General features: G+C 63.3%; 18 protein-coding genes. 14 read left to right on the top strand and 4 right to left on the bottom strand.

All coding sequences use genetic code 11. From position 1 onward, the window contains the following. The first annotated feature begins 82 nt into the window (after window positions 1-82). The 4 genes from Q5Z11_RS11660 (at window position 83) to Q5Z11_RS11645 (ending at window position 4224) form a co-directional block, all read left to right on the top strand. The gene (locus Q5Z11_RS11660) at window positions 83-988 is read left to right on the top strand and encodes a LysR family transcriptional regulator (RefSeq protein ID WP_303746578.1); all 906 of its coding nucleotides are present in this window, start codon (window positions 83-85) and stop codon (window positions 986-988) included. A 35-nt stretch (window positions 989-1023) separates the two neighbouring features. After that, window positions 1024-2913 carry an ATP-binding cassette domain-containing protein gene (locus tag Q5Z11_RS11655; RefSeq protein WP_303746577.1) on the top strand — a complete coding sequence of 630 codons (1890 nt, stop codon included), beginning with the start codon at window positions 1024-1026 and terminating at the stop codon, window positions 2911-2913. A gap of 83 nt (window positions 2914-2996) precedes the next feature. Further along, window positions 2997-3428, top strand: coding sequence for a VOC family protein (locus tag Q5Z11_RS11650; protein WP_303746576.1), 432 nt, complete (start codon window positions 2997-2999; stop codon window positions 3426-3428). Between the two features lie 268 nt (window positions 3429-3696). Next, window positions 3697-4224: an SRPBCC family protein gene (locus tag Q5Z11_RS11645; protein ID WP_303746575.1), complete on the top strand. Its 528-nt coding sequence runs from the start codon at window positions 3697-3699 to the stop codon at window positions 4222-4224. A 3-nt stretch (window positions 4225-4227) separates the two neighbouring features. Here Q5Z11_RS11645 and Q5Z11_RS11640 read toward each other — a convergent pair whose 3' ends face one another. Then, window positions 4228-4674 (bottom strand): barstar family protein, encoded by a 447-nt coding sequence (locus Q5Z11_RS11640; protein ID WP_303746574.1) that lies wholly within the window; start codon window positions 4672-4674, stop codon window positions 4228-4230. Next, entirely contained in the window at window positions 4671-5135 is a 465-nt protein-coding gene (locus tag Q5Z11_RS11635; protein ID WP_303746573.1) for a ribonuclease domain-containing protein, read from the bottom strand. The genes Q5Z11_RS11640 and Q5Z11_RS11635 overlap by 4 nt, the downstream gene beginning before the upstream one ends. A 261-nt stretch (window positions 5136-5396) precedes the next feature. Between Q5Z11_RS11635 and Q5Z11_RS11630 the strand changes: the two genes are divergently transcribed. Further along, complete coding sequence (locus Q5Z11_RS11630; RefSeq protein WP_303746572.1) at window positions 5397-6008, top strand: superoxide dismutase; 612 nt, start codon at window positions 5397-5399, stop codon at window positions 6006-6008. Between the two features lie 371 nt (window positions 6009-6379). Here Q5Z11_RS11630 and Q5Z11_RS11625 read toward each other — a convergent pair whose 3' ends face one another. After that, window positions 6380-7141, bottom strand: a complete 762-nt coding sequence (locus tag Q5Z11_RS11625; RefSeq protein ID WP_303746571.1) for an endonuclease/exonuclease/phosphatase family protein — start codon at window positions 7139-7141, stop codon at window positions 6380-6382. Between the two features lie 226 nt (window positions 7142-7367). Here Q5Z11_RS11625 and Q5Z11_RS11620 point away from each other — a divergent pair, with 226 nt between their 5' ends. Together Q5Z11_RS11620 and Q5Z11_RS11615 are read left to right on the top strand one after the other, a co-directional pair. Further along, complete coding sequence (locus Q5Z11_RS11620; RefSeq protein WP_303746570.1) at window positions 7368-8936, top strand: POT-type proton-dependent oligopeptide transporter; 1569 nt, start codon at window positions 7368-7370, stop codon at window positions 8934-8936. Between the two features lie 2 nt (window positions 8937-8938). Continuing rightward, entirely contained in the window at window positions 8939-9559 is a 621-nt protein-coding gene (locus Q5Z11_RS11615) for a rhomboid family intramembrane serine protease (RefSeq protein WP_303746569.1), read from the top strand. A gap of 144 nt (window positions 9560-9703) precedes the next feature. Here the strand turns inward: Q5Z11_RS11615 and Q5Z11_RS11610 are convergent, their stop codons facing one another. Then, a complete protein-coding gene (locus tag Q5Z11_RS11610; RefSeq protein WP_303746568.1) occupies window positions 9704-9868 on the bottom strand; it encodes a hypothetical protein in 165 nt (54 codons plus the stop codon). 196 nt (window positions 9869-10064) lie between these two features. On the opposite strand from Q5Z11_RS11610, the gene Q5Z11_RS11605 reads away from it, so the two are divergent. The 7 genes from Q5Z11_RS11605 (at window position 10065) to Q5Z11_RS11575 (ending at window position 16311) form a co-directional block, all read left to right on the top strand. Beyond that, the gene (locus tag Q5Z11_RS11605) at window positions 10065-10358 is read left to right on the top strand and encodes a GNAT family N-acetyltransferase (RefSeq protein WP_303746567.1); all 294 of its coding nucleotides are present in this window, start codon (window positions 10065-10067) and stop codon (window positions 10356-10358) included. 61 nt (window positions 10359-10419) lie between these two features. Then, window positions 10420-11247, top strand: coding sequence for a DUF3298 and DUF4163 domain-containing protein (locus Q5Z11_RS11600; RefSeq protein ID WP_303746566.1), 828 nt, complete (start codon window positions 10420-10422; stop codon window positions 11245-11247). Window positions 11248-11264: 17 nt separating this feature from the next. Continuing rightward, on the top strand, window positions 11265-12380 hold the full coding sequence (cfa, locus tag Q5Z11_RS11595; protein ID WP_303746565.1) for a cyclopropane fatty acyl phospholipid synthase: 1116 nt from the start codon (window positions 11265-11267) through the stop codon (window positions 12378-12380). A gap of 90 nt (window positions 12381-12470) precedes the next feature. Beyond that, window positions 12471-12965: a MarR family winged helix-turn-helix transcriptional regulator gene (locus tag Q5Z11_RS11590; RefSeq protein WP_303746564.1), complete on the top strand. Its 495-nt coding sequence runs from the start codon at window positions 12471-12473 to the stop codon at window positions 12963-12965. 7 nt (window positions 12966-12972) lie between these two features. After that, on the top strand, window positions 12973-15114 hold the full coding sequence (locus Q5Z11_RS11585) for an FUSC family protein (protein ID WP_303746563.1): 2142 nt from the start codon (window positions 12973-12975) through the stop codon (window positions 15112-15114). Beyond that, window positions 15104-15301, top strand: coding sequence for a DUF1656 domain-containing protein (locus Q5Z11_RS11580; RefSeq protein WP_303746562.1), 198 nt, complete (start codon window positions 15104-15106; stop codon window positions 15299-15301). Before Q5Z11_RS11585 ends, Q5Z11_RS11580 begins: the two co-directional genes overlap by 11 nt. A gap of 8 nt (window positions 15302-15309) precedes the next feature. After that, on the top strand, window positions 15310-16311 hold the full coding sequence (locus Q5Z11_RS11575) for an efflux RND transporter periplasmic adaptor subunit (RefSeq protein WP_303746561.1): 1002 nt from the start codon (window positions 15310-15312) through the stop codon (window positions 16309-16311). Window positions 16312-16424 lie beyond the last annotated feature (113 nt).

Here is a 16424-nt window from a genome sequence, read left to right as displayed (position 1 = left end):
GAAGATAGCCCATGCTGCATCCGAGGTTATTACCTGTAAAACGGATAATATTGGTTAAATCTACCTATTTTAGAGATAGGCCGTGCACCTCTCCCTACGCCAGTTGCAGATCTTTTCCGGCATTGCCGAAGCCGGTACCACTACGGCGGCAGGCGAGTTACTGGGCTTGTCGCAATCGGCGGTCAGTGCTGCGCTGGTCGAACTGGAGAACCTGCTCGGGTTGGCCTTGTTCGATCGGATTGGCCGCAGATTGGTGCTGAACGGCCACGGCCGGGCCTTGCTGCCACAGGCGCGGGCCCTGCTCGCGGGTATGACCGATATCGAGCGTCGGTTCCGAGCCGACAGCCAGACCGGTGCGGCCGTGCGTTGGCAGGTCGGGGCCAGCACCACCATCGGCAACTACCTGATGCCGGCACGTATCGCCGACCTGCAGGCCTCCAATCCACACGCGCATGTCGAACTGGTGATCGGCAATACCCGCGAGGTCACCACCGCCGTGCAACGGCTGGAAGTGGATGTCGGCCTGATTGAAGGGCCCAGCCACGAGCCCGGGCTGGAAGTGGCGCACTGGCAGCAGGACGAACTGGTGGTGGTGTTTGGCGAACGTCACCCGCTTTCCGCGCGGTACAAAAGCGGAGCGGATCTGGCGATGCTGCGACAAGCACGCTGGCTGCTGCGCGAACCCGGTTCAGGTACTCGCGAGGCTGCCGAACAGGCCTTGTTGCCGCATCTCCATGGCTTCGCGGAAGTGCTGCAGTTGGGCGGCACCGAAGCGATCAAGCAGGGCGCGGTCGCCGGGCTGGGTCTGGCCTGCCTGTCGCGGCATACGGTGGCTGACCTGGTGACGTTGGGCAAGCTGCAGGTGTTGGCGACGCCCTTGCCGCCATTGCAGCGTCAGCTATGGGCGGTTCGCCATCCCGGAAAGCGGATTCCGGCCAGCCTGCGCCAGCTGCTCGGCCTGCCGGCGGATGTGTTTAGCGACGATTGAGCGCGGTCGACCGCCAGAGCCCGTACAATACGCCCATGCCTTTGATTACCTTGCAGAACGTCGACTACAGCGTCGGCGGCCCGTTGTTGCTGGAAAAAGCCGAACTGTCGATCGAGACTGGCGAGCGCATCGCCCTGATCGGCCGCAACGGCGCCGGCAAATCCACTCTCATGAAGCTGATGGCTGGCGAGCTCAAGCCCGATGACGGCGAGGTGCGCGTGCAGCAGGGCGTGCGCGTCACCCGGCTCGAGCAGGAAGTGCCGCACGGCGCTGCCGGCAGCGTGTTCGACGTGGTCGCCGATGGCCTCGGCGAGCTCGGTCACTGGCTGGCCGAGTTCCATCGCCTGAGCCACGCCGAAGTCTTCGATGGCGAGGCAATGGGCAATGTGCAGGCCAAGATCGATGCCGCCGATGGCTGGGGCCTGGACCAGCGCGTCGAGGAAACCCTGACCAAGCTCGACCTGGATGGCGACGCCGAATTCGGTCGACTCTCCGGCGGCATGAAGCGCCGTGTGCTGCTGGCGCGTGCGCTGGTCGCCGGACCGGACGTGCTGTTGCTCGACGAGCCGACCAACCACCTGGACATCGAAGCCATCGATTGGCTGGAAACCTTCCTCAAGGGCTGGAACGGCTGCGTGGTGTTCGTCACCCATGACCGCCGCTTCCTGCGTGCCCTGGCCACGCGCATCGTCGAGATCGATCGCGGCCAGGTGACCAGCTGGCCGGGCGACTGGGACAACTACGAGCGCCGTCGCGAAGAACGCCTCAACGCGCAGGCGCAGGAAAACGCCCGCTTCGACAAGCTGTTGGCGCAGGAAGAAGTCTGGATCCGCCAAGGCATCAAGGCGCGCCGTACCCGCGACGAAGGCCGCGTGCGCCGGCTCAAGGCGATGCGCAACGAGCGCAGCCAGCGCCGTGAGCTTGGTGGCAACGTCAAGCTGGAAGCGGCCGGTGCCGAGAACTCCGGCAAGAAGGTCATCGACATCAAGAACATCTCCTTCTCGTTCGGCGAGCGGGTGATGGTCAAGGATTTCGAAACCACCATCCTGCGCGGTGACCGCATCGGCCTGATCGGCCCCAATGGCAGCGGCAAGACCACCTTGCTGAAGCTGCTGCTGGGCGAACTGCAGCCGGACAGCGGCGAAGTGCGGCAGGGCACCAACCTGCAGATCGCCTATTTCGACCAGTACCGCGCCACCTTGCGCGAGGACTGGAGCGCGATCGAGAACGTGGCCGAAGGCGCGGACTTCATCGACCTCAACGGCAAGCGCAAGCATGTGCATGCCTACCTGCAGGACTTCCTGTTCACCCCGGAACGCGCACGCGCGCCGATCACCCGCCTGTCCGGTGGCGAGCGCAACCGCCTGCTGCTGGCCAAGCTGTTCGCACAGCCGTCCAATCTGCTGGTGATGGACGAACCGACCAACGACCTGGACGTGGAAACCCTGGAGCTGCTGGAAGAGCTGCTGGCGGATTACACCGGCACCTTGCTGCTGGTCAGCCATGACCGTGACTTCCTCGACAACGTGGTGACGTCCACGCTGGTGCTGGAAGGCGAGGGCAAGGTGGGCGATTACATTGGCGGCTACAGCGACTCGCTGCGCCAGCGCCCGGCACCGACCCAGACCGCAATGGCGGTGGCCAAGGCTTCGGCGACCGCAGCACCTGCTGCTGCACCGGCGGCCCCGGTTGCCGAGGCCGCGCCCAAGCGCAAGCTCAGCTTCAAGGACGCGCGCGAGCTGGAGCAGCTGCCGGCCAGGATCGAAAAGCTGGAGCTGGATGTGGAAGGTCTGACCTCGGCGATGAACGATCCCTCGTTCTATACCCGATCCAGCGCCGAAGTCACCGCGCATACGCAGCAGCTGACCAAGGTGCAGGCCGAACTGGATGCCGCCTACGCACGTTGGCAGGAACTGGACGCCTGATCCGGCGTTGACGGTCTACGCCTTGCTTCACCTGCCGTCCTCGCCGAGGACGGCACGATGGTGTCCATGGATGCTGCGAGGTGATGATGAAACGGCCGTTCGACGTTGCACGTATCGATCATGTGGTGTTCCGGGTCCGCGACCTGGAGCGCAGCATTGCGTTCTATTCAACCGTGCTGGGCTGCGAGGTGGTGCGACGACGCGACCATCTTGGTCTGGTGCATCTGCGTGCCGGTGCGTCGATGATCGACTTGATCAGTCTGGATGGCACGTTGGGTGCGCGCGGTGGTGCCGGGCCGGGAGCGGAGGCGCGCAATGTTGATCATTTGTGCCTGCGGGTCGAGCCTTTCGATGAGGCGGGCATGGTTGCGTATCTGTCCGAGCACGGCGCAACGCCGTTGGCGGCGGCCGAGGTGAACTTCGGCGCAGAAGGGGATGGCCTGTCGTTGTACTTCAAAGACCCGGATGGCAACACCATCGAACTGAAAGGGCCGGTTTCGGCGTCGGTCGGCTGATGCTCTGCTCCCTCCCTTGCGCCGTGGGCGTAGGGGAGGGTTGGGGAGGGGTGCTTTGAGTTGTTGATCTTTGGGTTTTTCTGCCTACAGCTGCAGCGCTGATTGGTTGCTGGGAAGGCTCCTGCCGAGCATGGCTCGGCACTACGCTCCCTCCCTTGCACCGCAGGTGCAGGGGAGGGCTGGGGGGGGGCTCTTCGCCATGAGCCCAAGCGCTTGCGGCCCAACCACGCTCCGCGCATGCTCATGCCATTCAACAAGAGCAGCAGCCATGCACCGCAGACTCAATACGCTCCTGCTGCTCGCAACAGCTTTCGCCTTACCGGCCTACGCCGAAGTCAAAGACGCCACACCCGGTGGCTTCACCGTCGAAAACAGTGTCCAGATCGCTGCCACGCCAGCGCGCGTCTGGCAGGCGATGACGGCTGATATCGATCATTGGTGGCCAAAAGACCACAGTTGGTGGGGCAAGGCTGCAACGCTCTCCATCGATGCCCGTGCCGGTGGCTGCTTTTGCGAACGCGCAGGCGCACAGCAAGCGCAACACCTGCAGGTCGTGTTCGTAGATCCGGAGAAAACCCTGCGCATGACTGGCGGCCTGGGGCCGATGCAGGGCATGGGCCTGTACGGTGTCGCCGAGTGGACGTTGCAGGCAGAAGGCTCATCTACCCGGATAAGTTGGCGCTACCGCGCAGGCGGTTACAGCCCCGATGATCTCAGCGCCCTGGCGCCAGTGGTGGACAAGGTCCAGGCGCAACAGCTGGAAGGCCTGGCGCGCTGGCTGCAGGCCGCCCGCTGAGGGTTACTCTTCTTCGTCGCCAGCTGCTTCCTCACCGCCACCGGGCAGTTCCAGGAAGGCCCAGAACGCCACCTTGTCCTCGGCCCAGCTGGCCGAGGCTTCGGATAGCACGTCCAGCAGGGTATCGAAGTCAGCCGGGCTGCCTTGGCGCAGGTCATTTGCGTCACTGAACAGCAAGGCATAGCCGTTTGCCGGCAACCAGGACAGATCGCGCAGGCCATCAGACAGCGCATCCCAGTTGCGGCTCCAGCCGGTGGGGAAGTCGAGCTGGGTGCCGAGTCGCATCAACAAGGTGCGCTTGTCGGCGCAGCCTTCCAGATCGATGCGGCACACGCGCAAGCCGGCATCGCGGGCTACCGCGGCCAAGCCACCGAGGTCGCCGTCGCCGACTCCGTAGACGCCGGCCTGGCTCACATCTTCCAGGCCCATATCGAAACCGCTGTCACTCATGGCGTACTCCTGGCGGGGACTTCGAAGCTGCGGAAGCTCTCGTAATGGTCATCGGTGTAATACCAGGCATCCGGCGGGTCGCCGCCGGTGACGATGCGCTTGGCGCCACGATGGCTCAGTCCTGGTGTATCCACGGTGTATTCGCGGTAATAGCCACGCGGCCTCTGCGGCAACTGGCGCTCGCGGTTGCCGAAGGTGCTGCCGTCCTGGCGATGCGGGTACGGTCCGCCGCGCTGGATCAGGGCGATGGTCTCGCGCGCTTCTGCCGGCAGGAAAGCCGGGAGCGGGTCCTTGCTGCGTTCCTCAGCGTGTGCGGCTTGGCTGGTTTCGGCCGATGCAGGCGAGTCCTGCGAAAGCGACGGCGCGAACTGCGGAGGCGCAGGTTGCTGCAGCACGCGCATGCCCCACAGCCCGCCGATAAGCAGGACGATGGCGAAGACAAGGAGCATGGGCTTGCGCATGGGCAGTAGGAGAATTCCGGAACAGGCGGTGATTATCACGCCATGACAGCGTCTTTGTTGAACAGATGGTTCAGTACGCAGGTTTCACGTGGTGGTAACAACGCCCGCGCAGATCGCGCCTGCACTGTCCACCGCCCGCGTGCGGGACAAAGTTTCCTTTACAACACCCTTGGTAAGTTGCTGCTTCGTCCCTACCATTGATAGCGCACCGTCTGGTTTTTCGACCAGACACAGAAACCGGCTATCCAAAGGAGATCCCTCATGGCTTACACCCTGCCCAAGCTGCCTTACGCCTACGACGCCCTGGAACCGCATATCGATGCGGCCACGATGGAGATCCACCACAGCAAGCACCACCAGACCTACATCAACAACGTCAATGCTGCGCTGGAAGGCACCGAATACGCCGACCTGCCGGTTGACGAGCTGGTGAAGAAGACCAAGTCGCTGCCGGAAAACCTGCAGGGCCCGGTGCGCAACAACGGTGGCGGCCACGCCAACCACTCGCTGTTCTGGACCGTGATGTCGCCCAACGGCGGCGGCGAGCCGGTCGGTGACGTCGGCAAGGCCATCGAATCGCAGCTTGGCGGTTTCGAGAAGTTCAAGGAAGCCTTCACCAAGGCTGCGCTGACCCGTTTCGGCAGCGGCTGGGCGTGGCTGAGCGTGACTCCGGACAAGAAGGTTGTCGTTGAGTCCTCGGCCAACCAGGACAGCCCGCTGATGGACGGCAACACCCCGATCCTGGCGCTGGACGTGTGGGAACACGCCTACTACCTGAAGTACCAGAACCGTCGCCCGGAATACATCGGCGCGTTCTTCAACGTGGTCGACTGGAACGAAGTCGAGCGTCGTTACCAGGAAGCGATTGCCTGATAGCGGTGACATGAAGCGGCGGTCCCGGCTGGGACTGCCGCTCCTGCAAAGGCCGGGCATTGCCCGGCCTTTGCCGTTGAAGGCGTCCCAAACCCCATGTTGTGGGAGCAGCGTCAGCCGCGAAGCACGCCAATCAGCAGGTTGCGATGCTTCCGGAAGCTGCAACAACCTCAGCTTCGCGGCTGACGCCGCTCCTACAAACAAAGCCGGTCATGGGCGGTTGGTTTGTACGCGCGTTGGCTGGCTTTTGTAGGAGCGGCGTCAGCCGCGAAGCCAGTGCATTCATCAGATTGCCTGGATGCCAGGCCCAGCAGCAATGCCAGCTTCGCGGCTGACGCCGCTCCCACAAACGACCCTGGGCAACTGCCGCCTCAGGGTTGCTCGACGCTATCGGTGGCGGGGAGGCGGGTAATGCGCAGCGTTGCCATCATGCCCAGCGGCTCGGGGGCCGGCTGTGCATCGCTGGCCGGCAGCTGGATCGCCTGCTGGGTGATGTCGGCGAAGCTGCGGACCTGATACAGCACGTCCAGCCCGTGTTGCGCGTCGGCTGCGACGCGGGCATCACCACGGCGATTGGACGGATTCCTGCGTGCCGGCTGATAACCGGGCAGTTGCCGTACCAGTTCCTCGGTGGGCGCGGCAAAGTTGCCGATGATCAGTGACGGCAGGCCTTCGGCGGTGGCATCCATCCAGGAGCGCAGATCCGCGGCCTGGTGACCGCGCGAGACCGGGTTGTTGTCGCTGGGGCACATACTGGCGGCATAGATGTTCAGTTGGGCCTGCTGCAGCTGCAGGCGCTGCATGCCTGCGGCGGTTGGCGCGTCGTCGCCGTGCAGCAGGGTAATGCCGTCCTGCTGGGCTTGCAGGCGGGTCAGCACCGCATTGCCGCGGCGCACCGGCTGGCTGGGGCGGTCGGCACTGATGAAGTCGCAGCTGTACTTGAGGCGGCTGCCCAGCCAGCAGGCGGGGTTGGCGGTGTTGGCCAGCTGGCGCACGTCCTGCACCACGATCACGTCCGGCCGCAGGTCTTCCATCAGCGCGGCGATCCGGTCGCGCTGGCCGGTCCAGATTTCGCCGCTGTCGGGCAGGCGCAGGTTGGCGATCTTGATGACCGGTATGACCGGCTCAGCCATGACGCCAAATGACAGGACAAGCAGACCAAAACAGCCCCAGCGCAGCATTGCAACGCCTCAAGATGAGGGAATGTCATCCTAATGCTTTCCGCGTAGAAGGGGCGTGCAGACGGCTGTAATAGGGTTTTGCTGGTATGGGCGGTAGGTGTTTTACCTAGCGGTTCCAGTCTGGCAGGCAGCGTGATGCGTTACGCTTGCAACCTTTGTACTCACGGATCGCCCGCAGATGACGACCAACGACGTGGCAGCAGCCCCGAACCCCAAGGCAAAGATGCCGCGCCAGATCGGCTACATCATCGGTAATGAGGCGTGCGAACGCTTCAGTTTCTACGGGATGCGCAACATCCTGGTGCAGTTCCTGATCACCTCGCTGCTGTTGCAGGAGATCACCGCCGAAGGCCGTGCTGGCGAGGCGAAGGACATCATGCACAGCTTCATGATCGGCGTGTACTTCTTCCCGCTGCTCGGTGGCTGGCTGGCAGACCGCTTTTTCGGCAAGTACCACACCATTCTCTGGTTCAGCTTGATCTACTGTGTCGGCCATCTGTGCCTGGCGCTGTTCGAGGGCAACCGCCAAGGCTTCTTCCTGGGCTTGGGGCTGATCGCCCTGGGCGCTGGTGGCATCAAGCCGCTGGTGGCGTCGTTCATGGGCGACCAGTTCGACCAGGGCAACAAGCATCTGGCCAAGATCGTGTTTGACGCGTTCTACTGGATCATCAATTTCGGCTCGCTGTTCGCCTCGCTGCTGATCCCGCTGGCGCTGAAGAACCTCGGCCCACAGTGGGCGTTCGGTATCCCCGGCATCCTGATGTTCGTGGCCACCTTCGTGTTCTGGCTGGGCCGCAAGCGCTATGTGCTGGTACCGCTGCCGCCCAAGGACCCGCATTCTTTCGCCAACGTGGTGCGTACAGCGCTGCTGGCACAAGCCCCGGGCCAGGGCCGTATGGGCCTGGTGGTGGCGGTGCTCGGCGTACTGCTGGCGCTGGCTTCGTTCGCCCTGGTGCCCAGCCTGGGCATCGTGATCTGCCTGTGTCTGGCACTGGTCTCGGTGCTGGCCGGTATCGGTGGCGGCACCATGCTGCAGCTGGACCGCGCCCGCGGCGTGCACCCGGAGGCGGCTGTCGAGGGCGTGCGTTCGGTAATGAAGGTGCTGGTGATCTTCGCCCTGACCACCCCGTTCTTTTCGCTGTTTGACCAGAAGGCCTCGACTTGGGTGTTGCAGGGCCAGCAGATGAGCATGCCCAGCTGGTTCACCGCCTCGCAGATGCAGGCGCTCAACCCGCTGCTGGTGATGATCCTGATCCCGTTCAACAATCTGGTGCTGTACCCGGCCCTGCGTCGCTTCGGCTTCGAGCCGACCGCGCTGCGGCGCATGACCGCCGGTATCGCCTTCAGTGGCCTGGCCTGGATCGTGGTGGGCGGCATCCAGGTGGTGATGGACGGTGGCGATGCCATGTCGATCTTCTGGCAGGTACTGCCTTATGCGCTGCTGACCTTCGGTGAAGTGCTGGTCTCGGCGACTGGTCTTGAGTTTGCCTACAGCCAGGCGCCGGCGTCGATGAAGGGCGTGGTGATGAGCTTCTGGAACCTGACCACCACCATCGGTAACCTGTGGGTGCTGCTGTCCAATGCGGCGGTGCGCAACCATGCGGTCACTGACCGTATTGCCAGTACTGGCTTGAGCGAGACCGCGTTCCTGATGTTCTTCTTCGCCGGCTTTGCCTTCATTGCGGCACTGGCATTCGGCATCTACGCACGCCGTTACAAGATGGTCGACAACTACCGGGCGGTTTGAACATGCAAGGACCGATAACCCTGATCCTGATCGCCGTCACCGCCCTGGTGTCGTGGATGGCGTTCAACAACCGCAAGCTGGCTGACCGCTTGATCCTGTGGCCGCCGGCGATCGACAAACACAAGCAGTACGACCGGCTGGTGACCTATGGGTTCATCCACGCTGATTTCGGGCACCTGCTGTTCAACATGGTCACCCTGTATTTCTTCGGGCGCTCGATCGAGGTCATCATGCTCGGTACGACCGGGCAGTGGTGGGTCTATCCGCTGTTCTACCTGTCGGCGCTGGTGGTATCGATCCTGCCGACCTACCTGAAGAACCAGAAGAACCCGAACTACCTGAGCCTGGGGGCGTCAGGCGCGGTGTCAGCGGTGCTGTTCGCCTACATCCTGATCGCGCCGTGGAAGCTGATCCTGGTCATGTTCATCCCGGCCCCGGCCATCGTGTACGCCGCGTTCTACGTTGGCTACAGCATCTGGATGGACAAGAAGGGCGGGGACAACGTCAATCACAGCGCGCACCTTGCCGGTGCCGCGTTCGGCGTGATGTTCATGCTGATCATGGAGCCCGAGCTGCTGCAGCACTTCCTGCAGAGTCTGATGAACCCCAGCTTCCGCTTCTGATCGGCGGAGTGGGGCGGGAGCGGGCCTGGCCCGCAAGAGTAGGGGCCGGGCGCTTTGTTGCGTCACGGCCCCTTTCTTTTTCACAGCGCCGGCGCTGCGGCAATGGCGGCCGGCGCGCGTTCAGAGCGGGGGCTGAAGCTGGGCTTAGACGGCGTAGTTGTCGAGGAAGCGCGAATAGACTTCGCTGTCGATCTTCTTGAATTCCCAGCCGTTGGTTTCCCCAGCGACGGTCAGCTGGAACAGGCCTTCGAGCAGGGTGGCATCATGATCGTCTGCCGGGATCTGCATCGTGCGGTCGTTGTCGAACATGGGACACCTCCGTTGTTGTCTGTCTGTTGGTAAGCACAGCAAAACCCGTGCCAGCTTTTGAGACGTAGTCCATGGTTTGATTGGGGTGGTGTTGGCGGCACTGATGTCGGAAAGTGACGCAATGCGGCGTTTGTGTCCGATTGGGCACGCCGCCACGCCCATTCGACCCAATCCACCGCGCCATGCAGGAGCAGCCATGAGCTTGAACCAACCGCCAGTTCCAACCATTGAGCATGACGCCGCAGCGCATCGGTTCCAGACCGTGGTCGATGGCCAGCGCGCGGTGCTGGAATACGAGCTGCGTGACGGGGTCATGGTCATCATCCATACGGGGGTCCCCGAGGCCATCGGTGGCCGCGGCATCGCCGCCCAGTTGACCCGGTTCGCGCTGGATCACGCCCGGGCAGCGGGCTGGAAGGTGGTGCCGGCCTGCGCGTATGCCGCTACTTTCATGCAGCGCCATGGCGAATATGCGGACCTGCTGGGATAATTCCGCTTGCATGGCCAAGCCCGACCGGGCGGCCGCACAAACCTTCAAGGGATGACAGGGCATGAACAGGTTGGTACGGGGATCGTCTGCCGCAGCGGTATTGCTGCTGGCATTGGCTGGCTGCAAGCAGGATGAGCAAGGTGCGCCGGCCGCACCGGCCGCGGAACCGGTGCAGGCGCCGGTTGCGGTCGCACCTGCGGCAGTCGATCTGCGCGATGTGATCGAAAATACCCCCAGCTATGTCGTCGGCATCAGCTACCCGCCGGCAGCCGCCAAGTACCCGGGCCTGGCCAACGCACTGAGCGACTATGCAGGGCATGCCAAGGCCGACCTGCTGAAGTCGGTGGCCGAGCTGGGCAACGACAAGCCGACCGCGCCGTACGAACTGTCACTCGCCTTCGACATGCTGGTCGAATCGCCGACGGTGGTGGCGGTCTCTGCCGATGGCAGCAGCTATACCGGCGGCGCTCATGGCCAGCCGTTGGTTGCGCGTTTTGTATGGCTGCCGGAGCAGCAACACTTGCTCAAGGCCGAGGATCTGATCACGACGGCCAAGGGCTGGCAGGCAGTCAGCGACTTCACCGAGGACAAGCTGCTTGAGCAGGCCACGGTGCGCGCGCAGGGCGAAGACCTGTCGCCGGAAGAGCAGCAGGCCCAGGTCCGCAACCTGTCCAAGATGATCGACGAAGGCACCACGGCCGACGCCACCAACTTCGCCCAGTTCCAGCCGGTGATGGACGTGGCGGGCAAGATTGCGGCACTGCGCTTCGTGTTCCCGCCTTACCAGGTGGGTCCGTACTCGGATGGCACGCAGACGGTGGATGTGCCCGCAGCCGTGTTGTTGCCGCATGTGGCGGCGGATTATCGGGGCCTGTTCGCGAGCCCCTGAAACACAGGAGGTCAGTGATGGATGCGGGGCTGCAACGACGTGTGGAAGCACTGCTGCAGGAGGCCGATATCACCCCTGGCGGTGACCGGCCGCAGGACCTGGACATCCTCGACCCGCGCTTTTATGCGCGGGTGCTGGCCGACGGCTCGCTCGGTCTGGGTGAGAGTTACATGGATGGATGGTGGCAGGCGCATTCGCTGGATGGCCTGCTCACCCATCTGCTGGATGCACGGCTGGATGAACGCGTGCATGGCAGCGGCGAAGTCTGGGATGCGCTCAAGGCCAAGCTCTTCAACCTGCAGAGTGGGCATGGCAGCTACGAGGTCGGCAAGCGTCATTACGACCTGGGCAACGATCTTTACCGGGCCATGCTTGGCAAGCGGCTGGTCTACAGCTGCGGATACTGGCGCAACGCCAGCAGTCTGGACGACGCGCAGGAAGCCAAGCTCGAACTGATCTGCCGCAAGCTCGGCCTGCAACCGGGCATGCGTGTGCTGGATATCGGCTGTGGTTGGGGTGAGGCTCTCAAGTTCGCTGCCGAGCGCTATGGCGTGCAGGGCGTCGGCGTGACCATCTCGCAGGAGCAGGCCGGGTTTGCCCGTGAGCTGTGTGCTGGCCTGCCGATCGAGATACGCCTGCAGGACTACCGCGAGCTGGACGAACATTTCGACGCCGTGTTCTCGGTGGGCATGTTCGAGCATGTCGGGGTCAAGAATTATCGCAGCTACTTCGAGGTTACCCGGCGCTGCCTGGGCGAGCAGGGTTTGTTCCTGCTGCACAGCATTGGCACCAACGTCAGCCGCGACCGCACCGACCCGTGGATCGCCAAATACATCTTCCCCAACTCGATGCTGCCTTCGGCCGCGCAGATCACCCATGCCATGGAAGGGCTGTTCGTGCTGGAGGACTGGCACAACTTCGGCACCGACTACGACCGCACCCTGCAGGCCTGGCGCGACAACGTGGAAGCGGCCTGGGAGCAACTGGACGCGCGCTACGACGAGCGCTTCAGGCGCATGTGGCGCTTCTACCTGGCCGCCTCGATGGCGACTTTCCGCACCCGACACTCGCAGCTGTGGCAATTGCTGCTGTCGCCACGTGGGGTTCGGGAGGGATATCTGTCGCCACGCTGAACGCGGAGCGCTGTAACCGTAAAACTGTTTTAGAAGTTTATATTACACATGTGTATTATCTGCCTCATTCCTCGATGAGCCGGATAGCCCATGAGCAGCTTCGACGCGACCGAAACCCGGATTGATGCCACCTGCGCCCGCTGGCCGGGGTTCCCGCGTGAACCGGCGGTGCTGGTGCGCCTGGTCAAGGGCATCTACAAGACCGTACACGACCGCGCCAACGCGGTGCTGCGTGATTTCGACCTGAGCCACGCCGAATACAACATCCTGATGATGTTGTACGGCACGCCGGATCACCCGCTGACGCCATCGGAGCTAGCCGAGGCCGCCACAGAGAAGTCGGCCAACATCACCCGGCTCACCGACCAGCTGTGCAACAAGGGCCTGCTGGAGCGGATTCCGGACACCAATGACCGGCGCAAGCTGGGCCTGCACCTGACCGACAAAGGCCTGGCCTGCATCCAGAGTCTGCTTCCGGAGATGGCGGAGCTGCTGACCCTGCAGGTGCAGGGTCTGGATGAGGGTGAGCAGCACCAGCTCGAACGGCTGCTGAAAAAGATGCTGGGCGGCATCGAGGCCATCTGAGCGCGCCATGTCTTCCATCCCATCATCGACAAGTGCGCCGGCGGCGCCTTGGTACGCTGGCATGCGCGGCTTCCTCAAGGGCGAAGCCGACACCTGGCTGTTCGTGTTGCGAACGACCGTGGCGTTCTTCCTGACCGGTTGGCTGGCGATGCGCTTGCAGTTGCCGCAGCCGGGCACGGCAATGATGACCACGGTCATCGTCATGCACCGGCAAAGCGGCATGGTGCTGGCCAAGGCCTTCTACCGGGTACTCGGCACCTTCGCCGGGGCAGCAGGTGCGCTGTTGATCGTGGGCCTGTTTCCGCAACAGCGAGAGCCGTTCCTGCTGTTGATGGCGCTATGGATCGCCGGCTGCACTGCCGGGGCCACCCTGCATCGCAACTTCAAGTCTTATGCCTTCGTGCTGGCCGGTTATACCGCTGCGATCATCGCCTTGCCGGTGATCTCCACCCATCCGGGGCAGGTCTTCGACTCGGCGGTAGCGCGTATCAGCGAAGTACTGTTGGGCCTGCTGGTGACCGCTGTGATCAGCGACACGTTGTTCCCGGTGCGCCTGCGTGACACCTTGCGCGCAGCAATCAACAGCCAGTACGAGAACTTCCTTGGCTTCATGCGCGGCGCCTTGCTTGGCGAGGTCCCGCGCGAGCGCATGGAGCAGGCGCATCTGCGCGTGGTTCGCGACGCGGTGGCGCTGGAAGACCTGCGCAGCTCGGTGATCTTCGAAGACGGTGAAGCCCGCGCCCGCAGCGCGCACCTGCAGCACTTCAACCAGCGCTTCATGGCGGCATCGACTACGTTCCAGTCCTTGCACCATCTGATCAACCGTCTGTTGCGTCAGCCTGATCCATCCGCGGGTCTGGCATTGCAGTCCTTGTACAAGCCTCTGGGCACGGCCCTGCAATCCAGCGAACAGTCGCCGGCGCAACTGGCGGAGCAGATCAATGCAGTACGCAGAGGCCTGACGGCGCGATCAGTCGAGTTGCGCGATGCCATGAGTGATGTCGCACACATCGAAGACTTCGATGTCGGTGCGCAGTTGTTGCGGCGCTTCGTGAAGGAGCTCGAGCACTACGTGCATGCACGCCGGCAGCTGACCCTGCAGATCGCACCCACCGAAGACGATGCGCGCGCGCATTTCACCCGCGGCAATGATTACCTCGGCGCCGCAGTAGCATTCACTCGTACCGCCATCACCATGTTGCTGCTTGGCGCGCTGTGGGCCGCCAGCGGCTGGGCGATGGCGGTCAACGTGATGTTGTTGGCGACCATCTTCTCCGGCCTGTTCGCCACCATGCCGAACGCAGCGCGTATCACCGGGAGGGTAGCCTGGGGGTATCTGCTCGGCGTGATCGCGGCCTATGTCTGCGATTACATGGTGCTGACCCGGATGGAGGGCTTCACCCTGCTGGTTGCGGGGTTGCTGCCGTTCTTCATGGTCGGCCCCTATATGGTCAGTCGGCCCAAGCTGTCGGTATTCGGTCTTGGCTACACGATGGGTCTGGTCAATATCCTTGCCATCACCAGCGTGCATGCGTTTGATCCGGTGCGCTTTTTCAACGAAGGCACCTCGCAGATGATGGCGATGGGTGCGGCGGTGCTGAGCTTCGCCCTGATGCCACCGCTGGTAGGAACGGCGTGGTTGCGACGGCGGCAGATGGCTGGCTTGCGCGCGCAGGTTGGGTTGGCTGCACAGGCACCGCTGCGTGGACTCCAGCACCGCTTCGAGAGCATCAACAGCGATCTGTTGCACCAGATCGTCACCCATACCGCAGCAGGCAGCCAGGAGTCACGCGAGCAGCTGGCCTGGGCCTTGGCAGTCAATGAAACGGGACGCGCCCTGATCCACCTGCGGCAGGATGTTGCACGTGAGCCGGCATCAACGCAGCTGCACCTGCATGTGGATTCGGTGGTGCAGGCCTTGGCCGATTTCTTCGCCATGCCGGATGCGAAGGCATGGCAGCGCGCCGATGCTGCGCTGACCCAGGCGATCGCGCTGGCCCGCATGCAGGCTGTTGCCGGTGGTGTTGCTGCGCGAGTGCTGCTGCATCTGCGCCTTGTGCGATTGGCGATGGTGGATGACAGCTCGGTCATGGCGACCTATATCGCGCCAGCGGATCACATTCTGGAGACACCCCGTCATGCCCATTGAAATCGCATTCGCCGGAACCCTGTTTCCCGGCCTGCTGCTGTTGTTCCTGCTGGTCTGCGTCGCGCTATGGGCGTTGGACACGCTGGCTGGTCGTCGCGGTTGGTATCGCAATGTCTGGCATCCGGCCCTGTTCCGTACCGCGATCTTCATCTGTCTGTTTGGTGGCTTCGGCCTGCTGCTGTTCTGAGAATTCCCATGACCCCCAAAGTCCAATCCATCCTTCGTTTCTCCATAACCGCCGTGGTGGTGGTGATTGCCGCCCTGATCGCGATGGCGATGTGGCGCCATTACATGTACTCGCCATGGACCCGCGAAGGTCGCCTGCGTGCGGAAGTGGTGCGCGTGGCGCCGGATGTCTCCGGCCCTGTCAGCACGGTAGCCGTGCGTGATAACCAGTTGGTGAAGCGTGGCGACGTGCTCTATCAGATCGATCCGGCGCGCTACCAGAACGCCTTGAACCAGGCGCGCGGTAACCTGGCCGCCGCCCAGGCTTCCGCGCGAGCCGCGGGCGCAAGCATCCAGGTAGCGGCGGCGGGAGCTGCACAGCAGAGTGCAAATGCCAGTCGCTACGAGCAGCAGTACGAGCGGCGCCAGCGCATTACCGGCAGCTTGATCTCCGAAGAAGCGCGTACCGATGCGCTCAGTGCTGCGCAGGCCGCACGCGCCGGTGTTGCCCAGGCGCAGGCCAGTCGCCAACAGGCCAGTGCGTCGCAGCAGCAGGCTTTGGCTGCAGTGGAGCAGGCGCAGGCGGCATTGGATACGGCCGAATTGAACCTGGAGCGCACCCAGGTGCGGGCGCCGGTGGATGGCTATGTGACCAATCTGGAAGTGCGGCAGGGCGACTATGCCACCGCTGGTGCGGCAAAGTTGGCGGTGATCGATACCAATTCGTTCTGGGTCTACGGCTATTTCGAAGAGACCAAGTTGGCGCAGCTGCATGTGGGTGATGGCACGCGCGTGCAGCTGATGAGCGGGCAGGAGCTGCACGGGCATATCGAAAGCATCTCGCATGGCATCACCGATGCGGACAGCCCGACCGGCAGCGACCTGCTGGCGAACGTGAACCCGACCTACAACTGGGTGCGCTTGGCGCAGCGGATTCCGGTGCGGATCAAATTGGATGCGGGCTCGTTTGCGAAGGGTGTTGTGCTGGCCAATGGCATGACTGCTACGGTGATTGTGGAGCGCGGGCGGTAGGCTTGGTTGAACCTTCTCGCTGACTGCTCGTTGGTTGTGCGAAGTCCAGAGCATAGAGCCAGAAGCACAAAGCCAGAAGCACAAAGCCAGAAGCACAAAGCCCCCTCATCCGC

Origin of the sequence: Stenotrophomonas sp. 610A2, from assembly GCF_030549615.1 — a bacterium.
Taxonomy (GTDB): Bacteria; Pseudomonadota; Gammaproteobacteria; order Xanthomonadales; family Xanthomonadaceae; genus Stenotrophomonas; species Stenotrophomonas pigmentata.
Note: the sequence above shows the minus strand (reverse complement) of the source record. Positions and strands in the feature narration are given on the sequence as shown.

Excerpts from the sequence above, each read along its gene's own strand:
- Q5Z11_RS11575 (WP_303746561.1), top strand. The coding sequence starts at position 15,310 with ATGACCCCCAAAGTCCAATCCATCCTTCGTTTCTCCATAACCGCCGTG.
- cfa (WP_303746565.1), top strand. The coding sequence starts at position 11,265 with ATGGATGCGGGGCTGCAACGACGTGTGGAAGCACTGCTGCAGGAGGCC.
- Q5Z11_RS11630 (WP_303746572.1), top strand. The coding sequence starts at position 5,397 with ATGGCTTACACCCTGCCCAAGCTGCCTTACGCCTACGACGCCCTGGAA.
- Q5Z11_RS11580 (WP_303746562.1), top strand. The coding sequence starts at position 15,104 with ATGCCCATTGAAATCGCATTCGCCGGAACCCTGTTTCCCGGCCTGCTG.
- Q5Z11_RS11625 (WP_303746571.1), bottom strand. The coding sequence starts at position 7,141 with ATGGCTGAGCCGGTCATACCGGTCATCAAGATCGCCAACCTGCGCCTG.
- Q5Z11_RS11610 (WP_303746568.1), bottom strand. The coding sequence starts at position 9,868 with ATGTTCGACAACGACCGCACGATGCAGATCCCGGCAGACGATCATGAT.
- Q5Z11_RS11590 (WP_303746564.1), top strand. The coding sequence starts at position 12,471 with ATGAGCAGCTTCGACGCGACCGAAACCCGGATTGATGCCACCTGCGCC.
- Q5Z11_RS11620 (WP_303746570.1), top strand. The coding sequence starts at position 7,368 with ATGACGACCAACGACGTGGCAGCAGCCCCGAACCCCAAGGCAAAGATG.
- Q5Z11_RS11585 (WP_303746563.1), top strand. The coding sequence starts at position 12,973 with ATGTCTTCCATCCCATCATCGACAAGTGCGCCGGCGGCGCCTTGGTAC.
- Q5Z11_RS11615 (WP_303746569.1), top strand. The coding sequence starts at position 8,939 with ATGCAAGGACCGATAACCCTGATCCTGATCGCCGTCACCGCCCTGGTG.
- Q5Z11_RS11650 (WP_303746576.1), top strand. The coding sequence starts at position 2,997 with ATGATGAAACGGCCGTTCGACGTTGCACGTATCGATCATGTGGTGTTC.
- Q5Z11_RS11600 (WP_303746566.1), top strand. The coding sequence starts at position 10,420 with ATGAACAGGTTGGTACGGGGATCGTCTGCCGCAGCGGTATTGCTGCTG.
- Q5Z11_RS11640 (WP_303746574.1), bottom strand. The coding sequence starts at position 4,674 with ATGAGTGACAGCGGTTTCGATATGGGCCTGGAAGATGTGAGCCAGGCC.
- Q5Z11_RS11645 (WP_303746575.1), top strand. The coding sequence starts at position 3,697 with ATGCACCGCAGACTCAATACGCTCCTGCTGCTCGCAACAGCTTTCGCC.
- Q5Z11_RS11635 (WP_303746573.1), bottom strand. The coding sequence starts at position 5,135 with ATGCGCAAGCCCATGCTCCTTGTCTTCGCCATCGTCCTGCTTATCGGC.
- Q5Z11_RS11655 (WP_303746577.1), top strand. The coding sequence starts at position 1,024 with ATGCCTTTGATTACCTTGCAGAACGTCGACTACAGCGTCGGCGGCCCG.
- Q5Z11_RS11605 (WP_303746567.1), top strand. The coding sequence starts at position 10,065 with ATGAGCTTGAACCAACCGCCAGTTCCAACCATTGAGCATGACGCCGCA.